The sequence below is a fragment of the Candidatus Synechococcus calcipolaris G9 genome (assembly GCF_029582805.1).
In the GTDB taxonomy this organism is placed as follows: domain Bacteria; phylum Cyanobacteriota; class Cyanobacteriia; order Thermosynechococcales; family Thermosynechococcaceae; genus Synechococcus_F; species Synechococcus_F calcipolaris.
The window spans coordinates 1,423,481-1,438,168 of the sequence record NZ_JAKKUT010000002.1 but is presented as its reverse complement, the minus strand read 5'-3'; the positions used below and the strand labels follow the sequence as shown (position 1 = coordinate 1,438,168).

Genomic DNA, 14,688 nt, shown 5'->3' with positions numbered 1-14,688 from the left:
TAGCATGAATCTTATTTTCACAATTTATGTAGAATTCCATGTAGAACTCCAGGGTCTCCTGACGAAGGATAATCCGGCCCAGTTCCCTCCATAGGCCGAAAGATGAGCCGAAAGTTTCTCAGAATTGCTCCATGCTACTCCTGGTGCGGTTTTTTCTCGTTTTAAGATTGAAAAATTGCCGGAATTCGGTTCGGCCCTTACCTAACTTTGAGAGCTTCGCTTAGAATACAACTAGAATTATGTAAAATTTCGTAACTAACCTAGCGGCTACCCCGTCCATGACCTCGGTAACTTCTTTATTTTCCCCCGTTGAGGCTGATCTCCAGTTACTCACTGAGAACCTAAAAGGCTTAATTGGGGCTCAGCATCCGGTTCTCTACGCTGCCGCCGAGCATCTATTTTCCACCAGTGGGAAGCGTATTCGCCCTGCCATTGTCTTTCTGATGTCTAGGGCGACCCTGCCCAACCAAGAGATTACCCCCCGCCACAGCCGCTTGGCTGAGATCACGGAGATGATTCATACCGCCAGTCTGTTCCATGACGATGTGGTGGATCAATCCCAGTTGCGTCGGGGTATGCCCACGGTTCATAGTTTGTTTGGCAATCGGGTTGCCATTCAGGCCGGAGACTTTTTATTTGCCCAGGCTTCTTGGTATTTAGCGGATTTAGACAACCTAGAAGTCGTCAAGCTCCTCTCCCAAGTGATCAAAGACTTTGCTGAAGGAGAAATTCAGCAGGGCTTTAATCGGTTTGATACGAGCCTAACCCTAGAGGCCTATCTTAACAAGACCTATTACAAAACAGCTTCTCTGATTGCCAACAGTGCCAAGGCCGCCGGGGTGTTAAGTGGATTGCCGGCCGCGCGGATTCAGGATATTTATCACTATGGCCGTAATCTGGGATTAGCCTTTCAGATTGTGGATGATATTTTAGACTTTACCCGCTCCACCAATGAGCTAGGGAAACCGGCAGGCTCCGATCTCCAGGATGGTAATTTAACGGCACCGGTGTTGTTTGCCCTAGAAGAAAAACCCTACTTGAATGTCTTGATTGAACGGGAGTTTAGCGAAGAGGGGGATATTGAGACGGCCCTTGCCCTTGTCCATGAAAGTAGTGGCATTCAACGATCTCGGGCCCTTGCCAGTCACTATGCCCATGGGGCCATTCCCCACTTGGAGGTATTACCCGCCTCAGAGTCGCGGCAAGCCCTTGCGCGCCTAACGGATTATGTTTTAGAGCGATTGTATTAATAGTCTATGAATGAACCCGTGCCCAGTGCATCTGATTCGCCATCCCTTTGGCAAAAGCTTTGGCAGCAACAGCGGGGGAATGTTCTTCTGTTAATCATTGCCCTGGTGATTACCTTTGCCCTGCGGCTTTTTGTGGCAGAATCCCGCTATATTCCTTCGGAGTCCATGGAGCCAACCCTCTGGCCGGGCGATCGCATTGTCGTAGAGAAACTTTCCTATCGTTTTCATCCACCCCATGCTGGGGATATTGTCATTTTTCGGACACCACCGCTACTGCAAACCTTGGGATATGGCCCCAACCAGGTATTAATTAAACGGGTCATTGCCCATGGCGGCCAGGTGGTACAGGTTCATAGTGGCCAGGTATGGCTGGATGGACAGCCCTTAGAGGAACCCTATGTACAAGAGCCACCCACCTACGAACTTGATGCGATCACCATTCCTGAAGATTCCCTATTTGTCATGGGAGACAATCGCAATAATAGTAATGACTCCCATATCTGGGGCTTTTTACCAGAGGCCTATGTCCTTGGCCGGGCAGGTTTTTGCTACTGGCCTCTGGATCATTTAGGGGTCGTAGCAAATAAACATTTTTCCCGCAGGTCTCCATGACGATCGCCATTTACCCTGGTAGCTTTGACCCCATTACCCTGGGCCATCTGGATATTATTCAGCGGGGTTCCCGGTTATTTGCCAAGGTGATTGTGGCGGTGTCTCGAAATCCCCAAAAAACTCCCCTCTTTTCTGTAGAACAGCGCATGACCCAAATTCAAGATGCTACGGTAGAGTTGACAAATGTTGAGGTTGATTCCTTTGATTGCCTAACCGTTACCTATGCCCGCTCCCAAGGGGCTAAGGTTCTGCTGCGCGGATTGCGTGTTTTGTCTGATTTTGAGTATGAGCTACAGATGTCCCATACTAATAAAAGTTTATGGTCTGATGTCGAGACCGTGTTCCTAACGACCTCCAATGAGTATAGTTTCTTGAGCAGTAGTCTAGTGAAAGAAATTGCTCGCTTTGGCGGTACGATTAATCATCTGGTTCCACCAACTGTCGCTAGGGATTTAAAAAATGTTTTACTCTAATACTGAACGATTAAATGTTTCTTCCTTTACACCTTCTCTCGATATGAATTCTCCCCCTATCTCATCCGCGCAGCTTTCCCTCCTTGAGCAAGTCCATAAGCTGGAAGAACTATTGATTTTGGAGGGGACAAAGGTACCTTTTACGGGCCGTAAACTGATTAATGAAGAGGACATCCTGGCCCAGTTAGCCCAGATTGAGGAAAGTTTTCCCAAAAGCGTTCAAACTGCCCAAACGATTATTGAACGCCAGGATAGTATTATTGCCCAGGCTCAAAAACAAGCCCAAGATATTATTAAATCCGCCGAACAACGGGCAGCCCAAATTGCCGATGAACTGCGAATTCGCCAGCAGGCTGAACTAGAAGCCCAAAAAATCCGTCACCAAGTCCAACAAGAGGTGGATATGATGCGGAAGCGGGTGATGGAGGAAGTGAATGCCCTGCGCCAAAACAGTGAGAAAGAACTGACCCAACTCCGGCAAGCAACTCGGGCCGAATGCCATGAACGGCAAACGGAGGCGGATCACTACGCCGATCGGGTTCTTGGGGAAATGGAGCGACAATTTAATGAAATGCTAATGGTGATTAAAAATGGTCGCCAACACCTAAAGCCGCGCTCGAATTCGGGTCAGCCGGGCCCATCTCGCCCTTAAAACCCATCTCATTCCTAAAATCTGTATGATTCTTGCCGTTCCGGCGTTATCTTGGCCGATGGATCAGGAAAGGAGCGATTGCGGATGCCCAGTGGTCAAACCCACGATCGCCTCACCTGGATCGGCTGTCCAATTATTGCAGTAGCGGTGGGTTGCCTAAGTCGTCTATGGCAACTGGGGGCGATCGCCGGTATTAGTTATTTGGTGGGGGGCTTATTTTTAAGTCCAGACCTGGATACCTATTCCCTACCCTATCAACGCTGGGGCTATTTGCGTTGGCTTTGGTGGCCCTATCGCCAATGGATTCCCCATCGTTCTGTCCTCTCCCATGGCCCGATCATTGGTACCGTCCTGCGCCTTATCTATGGTGGCTGTTGGTTAGGAGTCTTATTTTTATTTTTAGTTGCACTCCAGCGAATGTCCGCCCATCTGGGGGTTGCCCAAGAGAATATACTTCCTAGGGGAGAATTCCTATGGAGCGATGTTCTAGCATGGATCGATCTGTCTTTACGGAGTCATCCCTACCATTGGCTGACGGCATTTATGGGCCTAGAGGTGGCTGCCATGGTGCATTACCTAAGCGATTGGGGAGTTTCTAGGTTCAAGGGCACAATGAGCAGAATGAAGCGTTCTCGCCGTCGACATTAATCATCTCAAGTTATCCACGCTTCAAATAATCCCTCACCGCCTAGGCAGCCGTGGTTTTCAAGCTGTTCTGGGCTGCATCCACAACGGTTTCACTGCGATCCTGGATCATTTGCTCTAAAAGACTCCGGGCGCGATCGCCGCCGATTTGTCCAAGGGCAATGGCTAAACGATGGCGAATTTGCCAATCAGGATAATTGATATAGTCCCCTAGGCGGTCTAAACTTTCGTGACAACCCAATTCACCCAGGGAGCCGATCGCCGCAAGTTTGACCAGTTCCTGATCACTACTGAGGGCTTCATAGAGCAGGGGCAGGGCTGCCCGATCCCCTAGGGCCCCTAGGGCGGCAATAATACTAAACTGCAATAGCCAGTCAGAGGTATCTTCATAGACGGATTGTAAATCTGCCAGACTATTGGTGAGTTGTAGGGCCGCCATGGCATCCGCCGCCGCTGATCGCACATCAACTTCGTCATCATTAAAGAGGCGATCGCGGAGAAGCTCTCCTGCTAGAGTAGGATTACAGCGACCTAGGTTAGCCAGTTGACTCACGGCTCCATAGCGAATGCGAGGATGACTATCATTCACGGCCGGTTGAATCAGTTCAAAGGCCACCTCCGGCGGGAGTTGCCTCAGTTGGTTAATCCCATCTAGGCGATCGCCTAAATCCTCTGAAGCCAAAGCTCTCTGGACAAACTCTGCGGTCACACTCTAGGTCCTCGATATTAGGATCATCCTACCCCCAATCGGAGTGCTTAGGAAATGCTCAATCACCCTAGGAGGGCCATTCCTCCCTTCCATTTCCCACCTCGATTTCTGAGAGGGTCTCTCTAAAATTGTGCCCTAAATGTCAAGCCTCCCTGACCTATGAAACATTTGTTATGATTACGGGTAGTCCATAAGCTGGAAAATTGGAATAATTTCAGTATTAGGGAATACCGTTTTCCAGAAGCTGTCCCAAATATGGCCGCTTAACGCCAAAAGAGGATGATATGGTTCAATCCATCCAATACTCCATCGAACTTGTCCAAGACGAGGCTCGCCACTTGGTGGCCAAGGGTCTAGTCAGTCGGCAACAGCCCATTTATACCCTTTGCCAGTTCGTTCCCGTCCGGGAATGGCCGATGATCGAGTCGGAATTAGAGCGTTGTGATTTTATGCTCCGCGATCGCATCGGTGACTTAATTGGCCGGGAATGCTGGGAAAACGATTAAGTTCGATGATGATTGACTTTCATACAGTCAATTAATCGGATAGACATTAATTGATAGATTTTAGTCCGATAGACTAATTTTGCCCCGATTGTTCTGCTTCTAGGTCTTGGCGAATCGCTGCTAGGGTCTCCGTTAAGCTGATCAGGTCATCTTCAATCATGCGCCGGCTAGGGGAAGAAGTTGAAGCCGAAGAGGGGGAGGCAGCATCGGGGCGTTCCAAGACAACTTCCACAAATTTCCGGGCTTCCGTTTCTGTTACCTTACCCTTATCGGCCCAAATTTCAGCGAGTTGACTAAAATCTAGGCGTAGTTGGGCAAGGTTCTCTTGACGTTTTTCTTGATCTTGAACCGATTCAACCACAGAGGTGGCAACGCCTAGGGTGGTGTAGTACCCTTTTTGCAATAGTTCAATGGGGTTGCGGCTATCCATAAACGTATGATTCCTTGGGTAAAGCTAACAACAGCTGGGTGGGAAATTATTTGAAATAATTTCAGAAATGGAAATTTCATTCTTCCCCCGTCAGTATAGCCACTAAAGTCTGGTGACGACTAAGATGGGTAGGGTGCTAGGGGAGAAATTCGCTCCGTTAGACCATCATCTGAGTTGGCTGGCTATGGCTGAATTATTTATTAATTGGACAGATTACTATTGTGCCGTTGAGCGGCTGGCGATCGCCATTCATTCCTCAGGGTGGCAGTTTAATCAAATTGTCTGCCTGGCCAAGGGAGGGCTACGGGTAGGAGATACCCTCAGTCGCATCTTTAATCAACCCCTGGCAATTTTAGCGGCCTCGTCCTACGGTGGCCCCGGTAATCGGGTGCGTGGTTCTATTACCTTTGGCCGGGATTTAACCATGACCACCGCCAATTTGGGCAGTCATATTCTTTTAGTGGATGATTTAGTTGACTCCGGCATTACCCTAGAGCGATCCCTGGTTTGGTTGGATCGTCACTACGGATTTTATATTTCCGAGATAAGAACTGCTGTCCTCTGGTGCAAGGCCAGTTCCGTAATTACCCCCAACTACTATGGGGATTACCTAGAGGATAACCCTTGGATTCATCAACCCTTTGAAATTTATGAACAGATGGGCGCGGCGGAATTGATGGCCCACCATGCCAGTCGTAAAGATGCCAGTGATAAAGAAGGGTCTGCCCTGTGATACCGGCTGCTTGGGAACGTCGCCATGTCCTGTCGCTGCGGGATTTTACGGTGGCAGAGTTAGATATAGTCCTGCAAACGGCCCATAGTTTTCAGGAAGTTCTGAGTCGTCGCACCAAAAAAGTGCCTACGTTACAGGCGCGGGTGGTGGCCAATCTATTTTTTGAAAGCTCTACTCGCACCCGCAATAGCTTTGAGCTAGCGGCTAAACGTCTTTCCGCAGATATTTTAAACTTTGCTCCCGGAACGTCGGCTCTGACGAAGGGGGAAACCATTTTGGATACGGCAAAGACTTTTTGGGCGATGGGGGCCGAATTTATGGTGATTCGTCATCAGCAATCTGGTGTACCCCAAACCATTGCGGCGGAAATGGACCGACTGGGGGGCCATGTGGGGGTTCTCAATGCTGGAGATGGTTGCCATGAACATCCGTCCCAAGCCCTGTTGGATTTGTTTACCCTCTGTCAAGGGTTTGGCAGCGATCGCCCCCGCAGTGAATCCTTAAAAGGCAAAAAAGTGGCCATTGTTGGAGATATTCGCCATTCCCGGGTGGCCCGATCCAATTTGTATAGTCTCAAAGCTGCTGGAGCCGATGTGCATTTAGCCGCTCCACCGACGTTACTGCCCAAGGAGTTTGATTGCTATGGGGCCACTCGCCATTGGCAGGTAGAGCCAGCCCTAGAGAAGGCCAATATTGTCATGACCTTACGCCTGCAACGGGAGCGCATGGATCAGCATCTGATCCCCAGTTTACGGGAATACCATCAACAGTTTGGCCTTACCCGCGATCGCCTAAAACAATGCCATCCAGAGGTGAAAGTCCTCCATCCTGGGCCCGTAAATCGAGGGGTTGAAATCAGTTCAGACCTAATGGATGATCCCCACTTTAGCTTGATCAACCAGCAGGTAGCCAGTGGGGTTGCCATTCGCATGGCATTACTTTACTTGATGGGAAACTATCACACCGGGCCCTTAACTTAGGTTCTAATTTTAGTCGCCATTGTTTCATCTGAGTTGGATTCCCATTGATGACCGGAAATTAAGATGCCCGATTTGAGGAATAAAATTTTTCGCTGGAGTGCCGAGAAGAATGAACAACTTAAGGCTGAGAGGGGAGTGGAGTTTGAACACGTTTTGGCAGCTATTCGGAATAATGCCATCTTGGATATTCGAGAACACCCCAACCCGGAACGCTATCCATTTCAGAGAATTTTCGTGCTTGAAATTAATCAATATAAGTATCAAGGAGAGTCGTCTGATGTATGAGCTAGATGCAGAAGAACAAGACCTATTAACCTCTGTTGAAGCGGGCGAGTGGCAGTCGGTTACAAATTTAGCCGAAGAAATTGAGCGGTATCGCGGCTATGCTCAAGCACACAATGCAGAGTCGATTTATTTACAAGTGCCAACAGATGATTTCCAGGCCCTACAGTCCCTTGCCAATAAAACAGGTGTGTCCCTCTCGGTATTAATGGCCAATATTTTGCATCGGTTTATTGAGCATGAAGTAACCCCCCATTCTTAAGTTTTAAGTATATTCCCACTGCTGGGTATGAGTGCTGATGTCGGAGGCGGTTGACACCCTCCATTCAAGTAGCCTATGAACGGCGCAACTGAGATTTAGACCCGCAGTTGGTGTGGCGTGGCAAGGATGAGCAGGATTGGTCGGACTTAGCTTTATCGGCGGGAAGCCCCGCATTGTACCTTTAATTCACTTTCTTGAGTTTTTATGGCAACCTTTAAGGACATCTTGGGATACTACCGGGACTATCGCTGGGTGGCAATTCTCAGTATTGCAGCCTCGAGTTTATTTGAATTAGTTGATCTCCTAGTTCCCTACGCGATCGGGCAAATCCTCAATCTCTTATCCGATCAGTCCCTTGATTTTCCCGTGGAATGGCTGGCAAAGACCATTGCTAATTTTGCTGGTTGGAGTGTGACCCCAGGACTTTATCTGGGGGTTTTGGGCGGTATTATTTTTCTGGCAACGATTGTGCGTGCGCCGGTGCAGCCCTGGCTGGGGGTGTGGTATCACTGGCTCATTGCCTTAAAAGCCCGCCGCGATTACAGCTACAAGGCCATCGAAAAAGTCTTGACCTTGCCCCTAGAGTTTTATGACGAGAATAATCCGGGGCGGATTGCCTCACGGGTATCGAAAGGGGTATCAAATCATACCTGGAGCTATCCAGAAATTGCCGGACAGTTAATTCCCAAGCTGGTGCGAGTTTTGGGTATTGGTGTCATTCTCTGGTGGCTAGAATGGCCCGTTTCCCTAGGACTTTTAATGTCCTTTGGTCTGATTTTAATCTTCACCCTGCGATCGCTCCATTACCTGATCCAAAAAGAAGAAATCCTCGATAGCTACATTGAAAACACAGAAAGCCGCACATCGGAAATTATCACCAATATTAAAACCGTCAAAGCTTTTGCCAGTGAAGCAAGGGAACTAGAGCGTCAACGGAAACGCCTGGATCGGGAAATCAATGTGGTGATCAATCGGATTCACCGAGGTTATGTGTGGTTAATTACTTGGCAGACCACCTTTGTCCAGTTTTGTTTATTTATTCTGCTCGGATTTTCTTTGGCGATAACGATCGCCGGGCGCATGTCCATTGGCCATTTCATTACCATTTATACCTTGGCAAGTATGGCCTATGCCGAAATTACCCCCATTAGCCAAGTGGCTGAAGTCTTTGCCCGCCGTTATGCCTCCATTTTGCGATTCCATGAATTTATGGACGTATCCACCGGCCAAGATGGCGGATCCCTGACGGTGACGGCCACGCAGCAGCTAAAATTCACGGGTAAAATTCACTTTCAAAATGTTCAGTTTAGCTACCATGACGGCAACCCCATCCTTAAGGATATCAATCTTCTCATTGAGCCTTGTCAAACCATTGCCTTAGTGGGGCGATCGGGATCGGGGAAATCCACACTCATTAAACTCCTTTTCCGTTATTTCTCCACCGATACAGGCCGCATTCTCATGGATGGTCAGGATATTCAAGACCTGAATATTCGCGCCTATCGTCAACGGCTGGCAATTGTTCACCAAGAAGTGGATGTTTTTAACGGTACCCTGTGGGATAATCTCACCTATGCCAATCCCCAAGCAGACCCTAGGGACGTGATTCGGGCCTGTGAAATTGCCCGGGTGGATGAATTTATTACCTCTTTACCCATGGGCTATCAAACCATTGTCGGCGAGCGGGGAGTCCGCCTTTCTGGGGGGCAGCGGCAACGGTTAGGGATTGCCCGCGCTCTGATGGCTAACCCCGATGTTTTAGTGTTTGATGAAGCAACTTCTAGCCTGGATTACGAATCGGAGCTGGAAATTCAACAGGCCCTCCAGGAAATTACCGGTACTCGCACAATGATTATCATTGCCCACCGCCTTAGTACGGTACGGGATGCGGATCAAATTGTCGTCCTTGATCAGGGCTATATTAAAGAAGTTGGAACCCATGAATTCCTATTACATCAAGAGGGTCTCTATGCCCATCTCTATTCTATTCAAGCGGATCATAAATACCGAGGGCGATCGCCCGATTAAATTAAACTTCACCTAACCAAGAATTAATCAGGACTTAACCATGAAAGTAACTGAAGAGTCCCATCGTCGATTAGTGATTGAAGAGCAACCTTGGACGTTGATTGTGATTTGGGTGGTTTTTATTTTTGCTGCATTTATTCCGCTTCTTTTTTTAGGTCGATATGAGCTAACCTGTCAACGCCAAAATGATGGAAGTGGCGATTGTCGAATGTCGGGGATGACCTTGATTAAACGGGATATTAAGCGCATTCCCCTCGCGGCTATCCAAGAAGCGATCGTCGAGAGCAGTACGGATAGTGAGGGATCCACAACCTACCAAGTTCGATTAGTGACAACAGAAGGGGTATTTCCCTTTAGTGGGATCTATACCTCAAATTATGGCTACCATCGTGATTTAGCCCGCCGTATTAATCAATTTATTGCTGGCTCTGGATCAACACTGTACGAAGAAGAAGATAACTTTTGGCTTGGCATTCTCATTGTGATCCTTGTTCCGGGAATTTCACTCCTGGTTCTTTTATTTGGTATCAAGAAACTGATTATTGAGATTGATAAATCCCTAGGAACCGTGCTGATCCGCAAAAAGGGTTTTCTGAATCAGGATGTCAATAAGTATGCCTTGAAGGATGTAACGTCAGTGATAGTACAAACATCTGACTGTTCCGATGGTGATACCTACCGTGTTGCCCTAGTGATGCGTTCTGGAGGTTATATTCCCCTGCGAAGTTATTATAGTTCTGGCCGCCGTCCCAAAGCCCTAATAGCTGAAAAGATCCGTGAATTTCTTAATTTAAGTTCTGATATAAATCACGACAGATCTGGATATTATTAGGACATATTAATTTGCCTTGCAGGAGCATGTGTGGCTCGCTTTACCTCCCGTCCCCATCGTCTGATCCTCCGCGATCGCCCCTGGTTAAGCTGGGGACTTGGATGTGCCCTGATCCTAGGGGGGACTATTCCTCTTATGGTCATGGGAACCAATGAACTCGACTGTCATCGTACCTCGGCCAATGACGGCGAATGTCACCTCAGGGACAGTCATCTTTGGGGAAGCCAGAGTCGCACGATTCCTTTGGCAATTATTGAAGGAGCTTGGGTTGAGCAACTAGGATCAGAACGAGTGAATCGTGGTTATCAAACAAAATTGCAAACCCGTGATGGCTCTATTAATGTCGGCGACCATACTGGATTTCGAGAGTGGCATGAAAATTTAGCCCAAGAAATTAATCTCTTTTTAGAAGAACCCGGACAAGCTGAACTGTTTGCTCGTCAGGATGATCGTTGGCTGGGATGGATATTTTTGGTACTTTTTCCCAGTATCGGGATTGTTTGGATCCTTGGATTTAGCAAAGTTGGAATCGTGGATTTTGATCAGTCCCTCGGAACATTGACGATGGGATATCAAGGGGTATTCAGCCGACAGTTAAGCCAGTATCCTCTGAATCACATCCAGGCAATTGAGCTCAAACCATCCTCTGCCCCTAAAGGTTCTCCGGAAATTTTGGTCATTCAGGATTCTGGTAAGCGTATCTCCCTTGATCCCCTTTGTCGCGGGTCGTTAATGCAGCAAAAGCAAACCGTCGCACAAATCCGTAATTTCCTCGGATTATAGTTATTCTGGTTTCTTCACTGCGGTGGTTGTCCATTGACGGAGTTCCTGCTGAGCCTGTACAAAAGTTTCATCTAACACTTGACGGATGCGATCGGGATCCGGCGTTTTGCCGCCCATTAAATCGCCGAAATAGACACAGGCTGCTTCCCCCAGGGCCCAGGTATAGGCGGCAGACCAAGACGCTGACAAAATCAAACCAAACCCAGGAATAAACTTGACCAGTTGTTGCCCCACCAGTCGGGCAATAAAACCGCCGCCAATGGTCGTTAAAATTCCCCCTGCCTGGGAGGGAGAAAGGGTTTGGCCATACAACTGCCCTAGTAACACCACCATGGTCATCTGCACCGCAATCAACACCGGCATTGTGGCAAAGGGTAAGGGTACGGCAGCTAAGGTAGCGGCAATAACAGCAAAGGGGGCAATATACCGTCGCCCCACTTGGCGATAGAGGGAACCCAACTGATCCCCCCTATCCGTTTGCTGGAGAAGATCATGAATGACTTTAGCTTCTGCGTCCGGTAAGGCTGCTTCTAGGGATGAGCCAAGGGCCTCTAGACCATAAAAAACAGGGGTAAACCCATCTTCGTCTAAGGTGAAATCTAGGGGAATGGCGGTGGAGCTTAGGGGGGCAAACTGATTCTGGATGCTGTCTAGGGCTGTTTGAACTTGGGCCAGTTCTGGCGGATAGGGGGGATGATCGACTACATTTGCTGGATAGAGTTCATGGAGGCAGGTCAGGGCCAAAAGAATGGGAATACGCGGCTGCTTTTCCTTGAGATGATGGGCAATCTGGTAGAGGCGATCCGTGGCAAAATCATTCACCTTAATCGTCAGGATAATGATCTGGGCTTTTTGGCTATCAGTGAGGAGTTGATCTAATTCCTCAACGATCGCCGTGGTATCTGCGGCCGTTTCCCCTAAGCCCACCGTATCGGTAAAGGTGAGAAGGGGTAGGTCAGCGGTGGGAAATTGATACCGCTGGGTATGGGTGGTATGGGGACGAAATCCCTGGCCAATAATGTTAGGATCTGCACCTGTAAGGGCGCGAATGATCGAACTTTTGCCCGCCTGGGGTTTACCAATGAGTAAAACTTCTGTAGTCGGTAGCCGCGATCGCGCCTCCTTAAGAATTTCCGCTAGGCGATCGGGATCAACTTGAAACCATTGTTTTAGGGGCGCTAACCCGGCCCATGCCTTAAACTTCGCCGCGAGATTCATCTCCATAACCCGGTGACTCATCGTAAAGGGCATCTAACTGGGCTCGGGCATCATCCACACTCAGCGATCGCATCACCAATAGGGGTTCATCAATGACATCTCCATGGCTATCGAGCAATTCAGGATGACTAACGGAGGGCATCGGCGAACGGGGCTGGCCATAGTTGCGCTGGGCTTCAATGCCTAGGGTGAGTAAATTACGAATGAGGTTAGCCATTGCTAAAAGAGCCAAAATGGTAAAGGCAACAATATAGAGAAACTGTAGCATTGAACTCATCCTCCGAGGGGCTAGGGTGGGGTAGGCAGGGCTTAGCGCTGGGCTAAATGGCAATGATCTAGAATAATCGCCGGGGTGGCCTCATTCATTTTACGGAAAAATTATTTACTAGAACGATATTGATGCGCAATTTGCCAACACTCTGTTACTAATTTATGCCAGTTCATTAGAACTGCGGTATCAACCCCCACTTGGCCATCCGTGGCCTGAAACAAACTTTGGGCGGCGGTGACATTGCGTTGGGCCTCTTCAACCCGATGGAGTAGGGCTTGCTGGGATTCAACCCCTAAAAAGGGAATGACCTCGGTGCGCAGGAGGGTATTAGCCCGACTAAACCAGTATTGATAGTCATCTAGTAGGGGTTCTAAAAGAATTTTCAACAGTTGGGGTTCCGGCAGGTTTGAATGCAGCATATGTTATTAGGGTGTTCTCACTTCTATCTTAAATCTTAATCTCCTTTACAATACGTTACAAATGCCATGAATCAAAATCTGACGGCTAAATTTTTTCCCCAGTTGCGGGGAGGTTTGATTGTTTCCTGTCAGGCTCCACCGGAATCGCCCCTGGCCGAACCGAATATCATTGCTGCCATGGCGATCGCCGCGATCGGGCAAGGGGCCGTTGGTGTCCGCATTAATACGCCAGCCCATATCCAGGCAGTGCGGCAACAGCGTCATCAGAGCAATCAGACTCACCTGCCGATCATTGGCCTATGGAAACAGGTTTTAGCCGACTATCCCGTATATATTACGCCGCGATTTGGGGATGCCGCCGCCGTGGCCTTAGCCGGAGCCGATATCATTGCCATCGATGCCACGCTGCGATCGCGCCCCGAACCCCTAAAGTCCTTAATTGAACGGATCCATACCGAACTAGAAAAGCCGGTGATGGCGGACATTGATACCCTAGGAGCAGCGGAGGAAGCCGTTGCCGCCGGAGCCGATTGTGTTGGTACGACCCTCTATGGTTACACCGCAGAAACCCAGACCTACGCGCCCCCCGGTTGGGAATTATTAGAGACCCTAGTGCAAACCTTAAAGGTGCCAGTATTGTGCGAAGGGGGCATCTCATCGCCGCAAATGGCCCGAAAAGCCTTGGATTTGGGAGCCTTTGCCGTCGTGGTGGGCACGGATATTACCGGGATTGATCTCAAGGTTCAGGCCTACTGCCGGGCGATCGCCCCTAGTTCCACTGGGGATTCACAATAGCCCACGATAGCGGATAAAAAGCAAGATCGCAGCCCAGGAACCAAGGGCCACCTTCACCGCCACCAAAACATTCAGCAAGGGGATGATCCCCCCACTGACAAGACGGCCCATTTCCCCCTGGGGAAGTTCCAGGCCGATCAGGGGCATGAAGGCCAAGAGAATAAACACTAAGACTGAAACTTTTTCCACCGTCCCGGCCCGCCATCGCTGATAAAGGGCCTCCATCCATTCCGGTGCAGCGGTAATAGCCACCAAGCTAATGGCAGTTCCCCCTGCCACCCCCGCCGCAAAGCCCCCCCCCCGGACTGAGGTGCCCCCGCAGAGCCAGTTCAATACTGACGATGGCGGCGATCGTTGCCCCCAAGCGAGCCAGGACAATGGAGGGTTGATCGGGCAATTGATGTACCGTGCTCAGGGGTTTCTCATTGGCCAATAAATACCGTACCCCCATAATGGCAACGGTGAAGACCAACACTTCAAAAATAGTGTCATAGAGGCGATTGCGAAATAGTATCCCCGTAAGGGCATTGGGAATGCCACTATCTTGGACAATGGCCGCCACGATCGCCCGATTATCCGCATCGAAGACCTGATCCGGCATGAATAACATTTTGAAAAAGAGGGCAACCCCCGCCGCAATATACAGTCCGTACAGCCATTTCATACGATGCACCTGACCCATGGAGAATTTGAATATTTGAATATGATCCTAAAAGTTGCATACATTCCCAGCGATCGCCCTAGGGGGAATAAAGAGTCATGTTCCACCCTGTGCCAAAATTCGCTAGGCTAGGTGTGCCACTAGGCA

19 protein-coding genes and 1 pseudogene are annotated in these 14,688 nt (G+C 49.1%); 14 read left to right on the top strand and 6 right to left on the bottom strand.

Going from position 1 to position 14,688, the window contains the following annotated elements; genetic code table 11:
- Positions 1 to 278 precede the first annotated feature (278 nt).
- The 5 genes from sds (at position 279) to L3556_RS09870 (ending at position 3,635) form a co-directional block, all read left to right on the top strand.
- The gene (gene sds, locus L3556_RS09890; protein ID WP_277867111.1) at positions 279 to 1,250 is read left to right on the top strand and encodes a solanesyl diphosphate synthase; all 972 of its coding nucleotides are present in this window, start codon (positions 279 to 281) and stop codon (positions 1,248 to 1,250) included.
- Between the two features lie 6 nt (positions 1,251 to 1,256).
- Positions 1,257 to 1,862: a signal peptidase I gene (gene lepB, locus L3556_RS09885; protein WP_277867110.1), complete on the top strand. Its 606-nt coding sequence runs from the start codon at positions 1,257 to 1,259 to the stop codon at positions 1,860 to 1,862.
- Complete coding sequence (gene coaD, locus L3556_RS09880) at positions 1,859 to 2,335, top strand: pantetheine-phosphate adenylyltransferase (RefSeq protein WP_277867109.1); 477 nt, start codon at positions 1,859 to 1,861, stop codon at positions 2,333 to 2,335. Before lepB ends, coaD begins: the two co-directional genes overlap by 4 nt.
- On the top strand, positions 2,322 to 2,987 hold the full coding sequence (locus tag L3556_RS09875; protein WP_277867108.1) for an ATP synthase F0 subunit B: 666 nt from the start codon (positions 2,322 to 2,324) through the stop codon (positions 2,985 to 2,987). Before coaD ends, L3556_RS09875 begins: the two co-directional genes overlap by 14 nt.
- 84 nt (positions 2,988 to 3,071) lie before the next feature.
- Positions 3,072 to 3,635 (top strand): metal-binding protein, encoded by a 564-nt coding sequence (locus L3556_RS09870; protein WP_277867107.1) that lies wholly within the window; start codon positions 3,072 to 3,074, stop codon positions 3,633 to 3,635.
- 40 nt (positions 3,636 to 3,675) lie between these two features.
- Here L3556_RS09870 and L3556_RS09865 read toward each other — a convergent pair whose 3' ends face one another.
- Positions 3,676 to 4,341 carry a HEAT repeat domain-containing protein gene (locus L3556_RS09865; protein ID WP_277867106.1) on the bottom strand — a complete coding sequence of 222 codons (666 nt, stop codon included), beginning with the start codon at positions 4,339 to 4,341 and terminating at the stop codon, positions 3,676 to 3,678.
- Between the two features lie 284 nt (positions 4,342 to 4,625).
- On the opposite strand from L3556_RS09865, the gene L3556_RS09860 reads away from it, so the two are divergent.
- Positions 4,626 to 4,847: a DUF4327 family protein gene (locus L3556_RS09860; RefSeq protein WP_277867105.1), complete on the top strand. Its 222-nt coding sequence runs from the start codon at positions 4,626 to 4,628 to the stop codon at positions 4,845 to 4,847.
- A gap of 73 nt (positions 4,848 to 4,920) precedes the next feature.
- Here L3556_RS09860 and L3556_RS09855 read toward each other — a convergent pair whose 3' ends face one another.
- Positions 4,921 to 5,277, bottom strand: a complete 357-nt coding sequence (locus L3556_RS09855) for a hypothetical protein (RefSeq protein ID WP_277867104.1) — start codon at positions 5,275 to 5,277, stop codon at positions 4,921 to 4,923.
- A gap of 184 nt (positions 5,278 to 5,461) precedes the next feature.
- Here L3556_RS09855 and L3556_RS09850 point away from each other — a divergent pair, with 184 nt between their 5' ends.
- The 7 genes from L3556_RS09850 to L3556_RS09820 all read left to right on the top strand — a co-directional run bounded on the left by L3556_RS09850 (position 5,462) and on the right by L3556_RS09820 (position 11,177).
- Entirely contained in the window at positions 5,462 to 6,010 is a 549-nt protein-coding gene (locus L3556_RS09850; RefSeq protein ID WP_277867103.1) for a phosphoribosyltransferase, read from the top strand.
- Positions 6,010 to 6,990 carry an aspartate carbamoyltransferase catalytic subunit gene (locus L3556_RS09845; protein ID WP_277867637.1) on the top strand — a complete coding sequence of 327 codons (981 nt, stop codon included), beginning with the start codon at positions 6,010 to 6,012 and terminating at the stop codon, positions 6,988 to 6,990. Before L3556_RS09850 ends, L3556_RS09845 begins: the two co-directional genes overlap by 1 nt.
- Positions 6,991 to 7,053: 63 nt before the next feature.
- A complete protein-coding gene (locus L3556_RS09840; RefSeq protein WP_277867102.1) occupies positions 7,054 to 7,275 on the top strand; it encodes a hypothetical protein in 222 nt (73 codons plus the stop codon).
- Complete coding sequence (locus tag L3556_RS09835) at positions 7,268 to 7,534, top strand: hypothetical protein (RefSeq protein ID WP_277867101.1); 267 nt, start codon at positions 7,268 to 7,270, stop codon at positions 7,532 to 7,534. Before L3556_RS09840 ends, L3556_RS09835 begins: the two co-directional genes overlap by 8 nt.
- A gap of 204 nt (positions 7,535 to 7,738) precedes the next feature.
- Positions 7,739 to 9,562, top strand: coding sequence for an ABC transporter ATP-binding protein (locus L3556_RS09830; RefSeq protein WP_277867100.1), 1,824 nt, complete (start codon positions 7,739 to 7,741; stop codon positions 9,560 to 9,562).
- 40 nt (positions 9,563 to 9,602) lie between these two features.
- Positions 9,603 to 10,394: a hypothetical protein gene (locus L3556_RS09825; protein ID WP_277867099.1), complete on the top strand. Its 792-nt coding sequence runs from the start codon at positions 9,603 to 9,605 to the stop codon at positions 10,392 to 10,394.
- Positions 10,395 to 10,424: 30 nt separating this feature from the next.
- Complete coding sequence (locus tag L3556_RS09820) at positions 10,425 to 11,177, top strand: hypothetical protein (protein WP_277867098.1); 753 nt, start codon at positions 10,425 to 10,427, stop codon at positions 11,175 to 11,177.
- Here the strand turns inward: L3556_RS09820 and L3556_RS09815 are convergent, their stop codons facing one another.
- From L3556_RS09815 to L3556_RS09805, 3 genes are all read right to left on the bottom strand, one after another.
- Positions 11,178 to 12,401 carry a GTPase family protein gene (locus L3556_RS09815; protein ID WP_277867097.1) on the bottom strand — a complete coding sequence of 408 codons (1,224 nt, stop codon included), beginning with the start codon at positions 12,399 to 12,401 and terminating at the stop codon, positions 11,178 to 11,180.
- Positions 12,373 to 12,672 (bottom strand): DUF2973 domain-containing protein, encoded by a 300-nt coding sequence (locus L3556_RS09810; RefSeq protein ID WP_338405720.1) that lies wholly within the window; start codon positions 12,670 to 12,672, stop codon positions 12,373 to 12,375. The genes L3556_RS09815 and L3556_RS09810 overlap by 29 nt, the downstream gene beginning before the upstream one ends.
- Positions 12,673 to 12,773: 101 nt before the next feature.
- A complete protein-coding gene (locus tag L3556_RS09805; protein ID WP_277867096.1) occupies positions 12,774 to 13,085 on the bottom strand; it encodes a DUF2605 domain-containing protein in 312 nt (103 codons plus the stop codon).
- A gap of 66 nt (positions 13,086 to 13,151) precedes the next feature.
- On the opposite strand from L3556_RS09805, the gene L3556_RS09800 reads away from it, so the two are divergent.
- Positions 13,152 to 13,880 (top strand): N-acetylmannosamine-6-phosphate 2-epimerase, encoded by a 729-nt coding sequence (locus tag L3556_RS09800; protein ID WP_277867095.1) that lies wholly within the window; start codon positions 13,152 to 13,154, stop codon positions 13,878 to 13,880.
- Here L3556_RS09800 and L3556_RS09795 read toward each other — a convergent pair.
- Positions 13,872 to 14,544, bottom strand: a pseudogene (locus L3556_RS09795) (Na(+)/H(+) antiporter subunit B). The gene L3556_RS09800 and the pseudogene L3556_RS09795 overlap by 9 nt on opposite strands.
- Positions 14,545 to 14,688 lie beyond the last annotated feature (144 nt).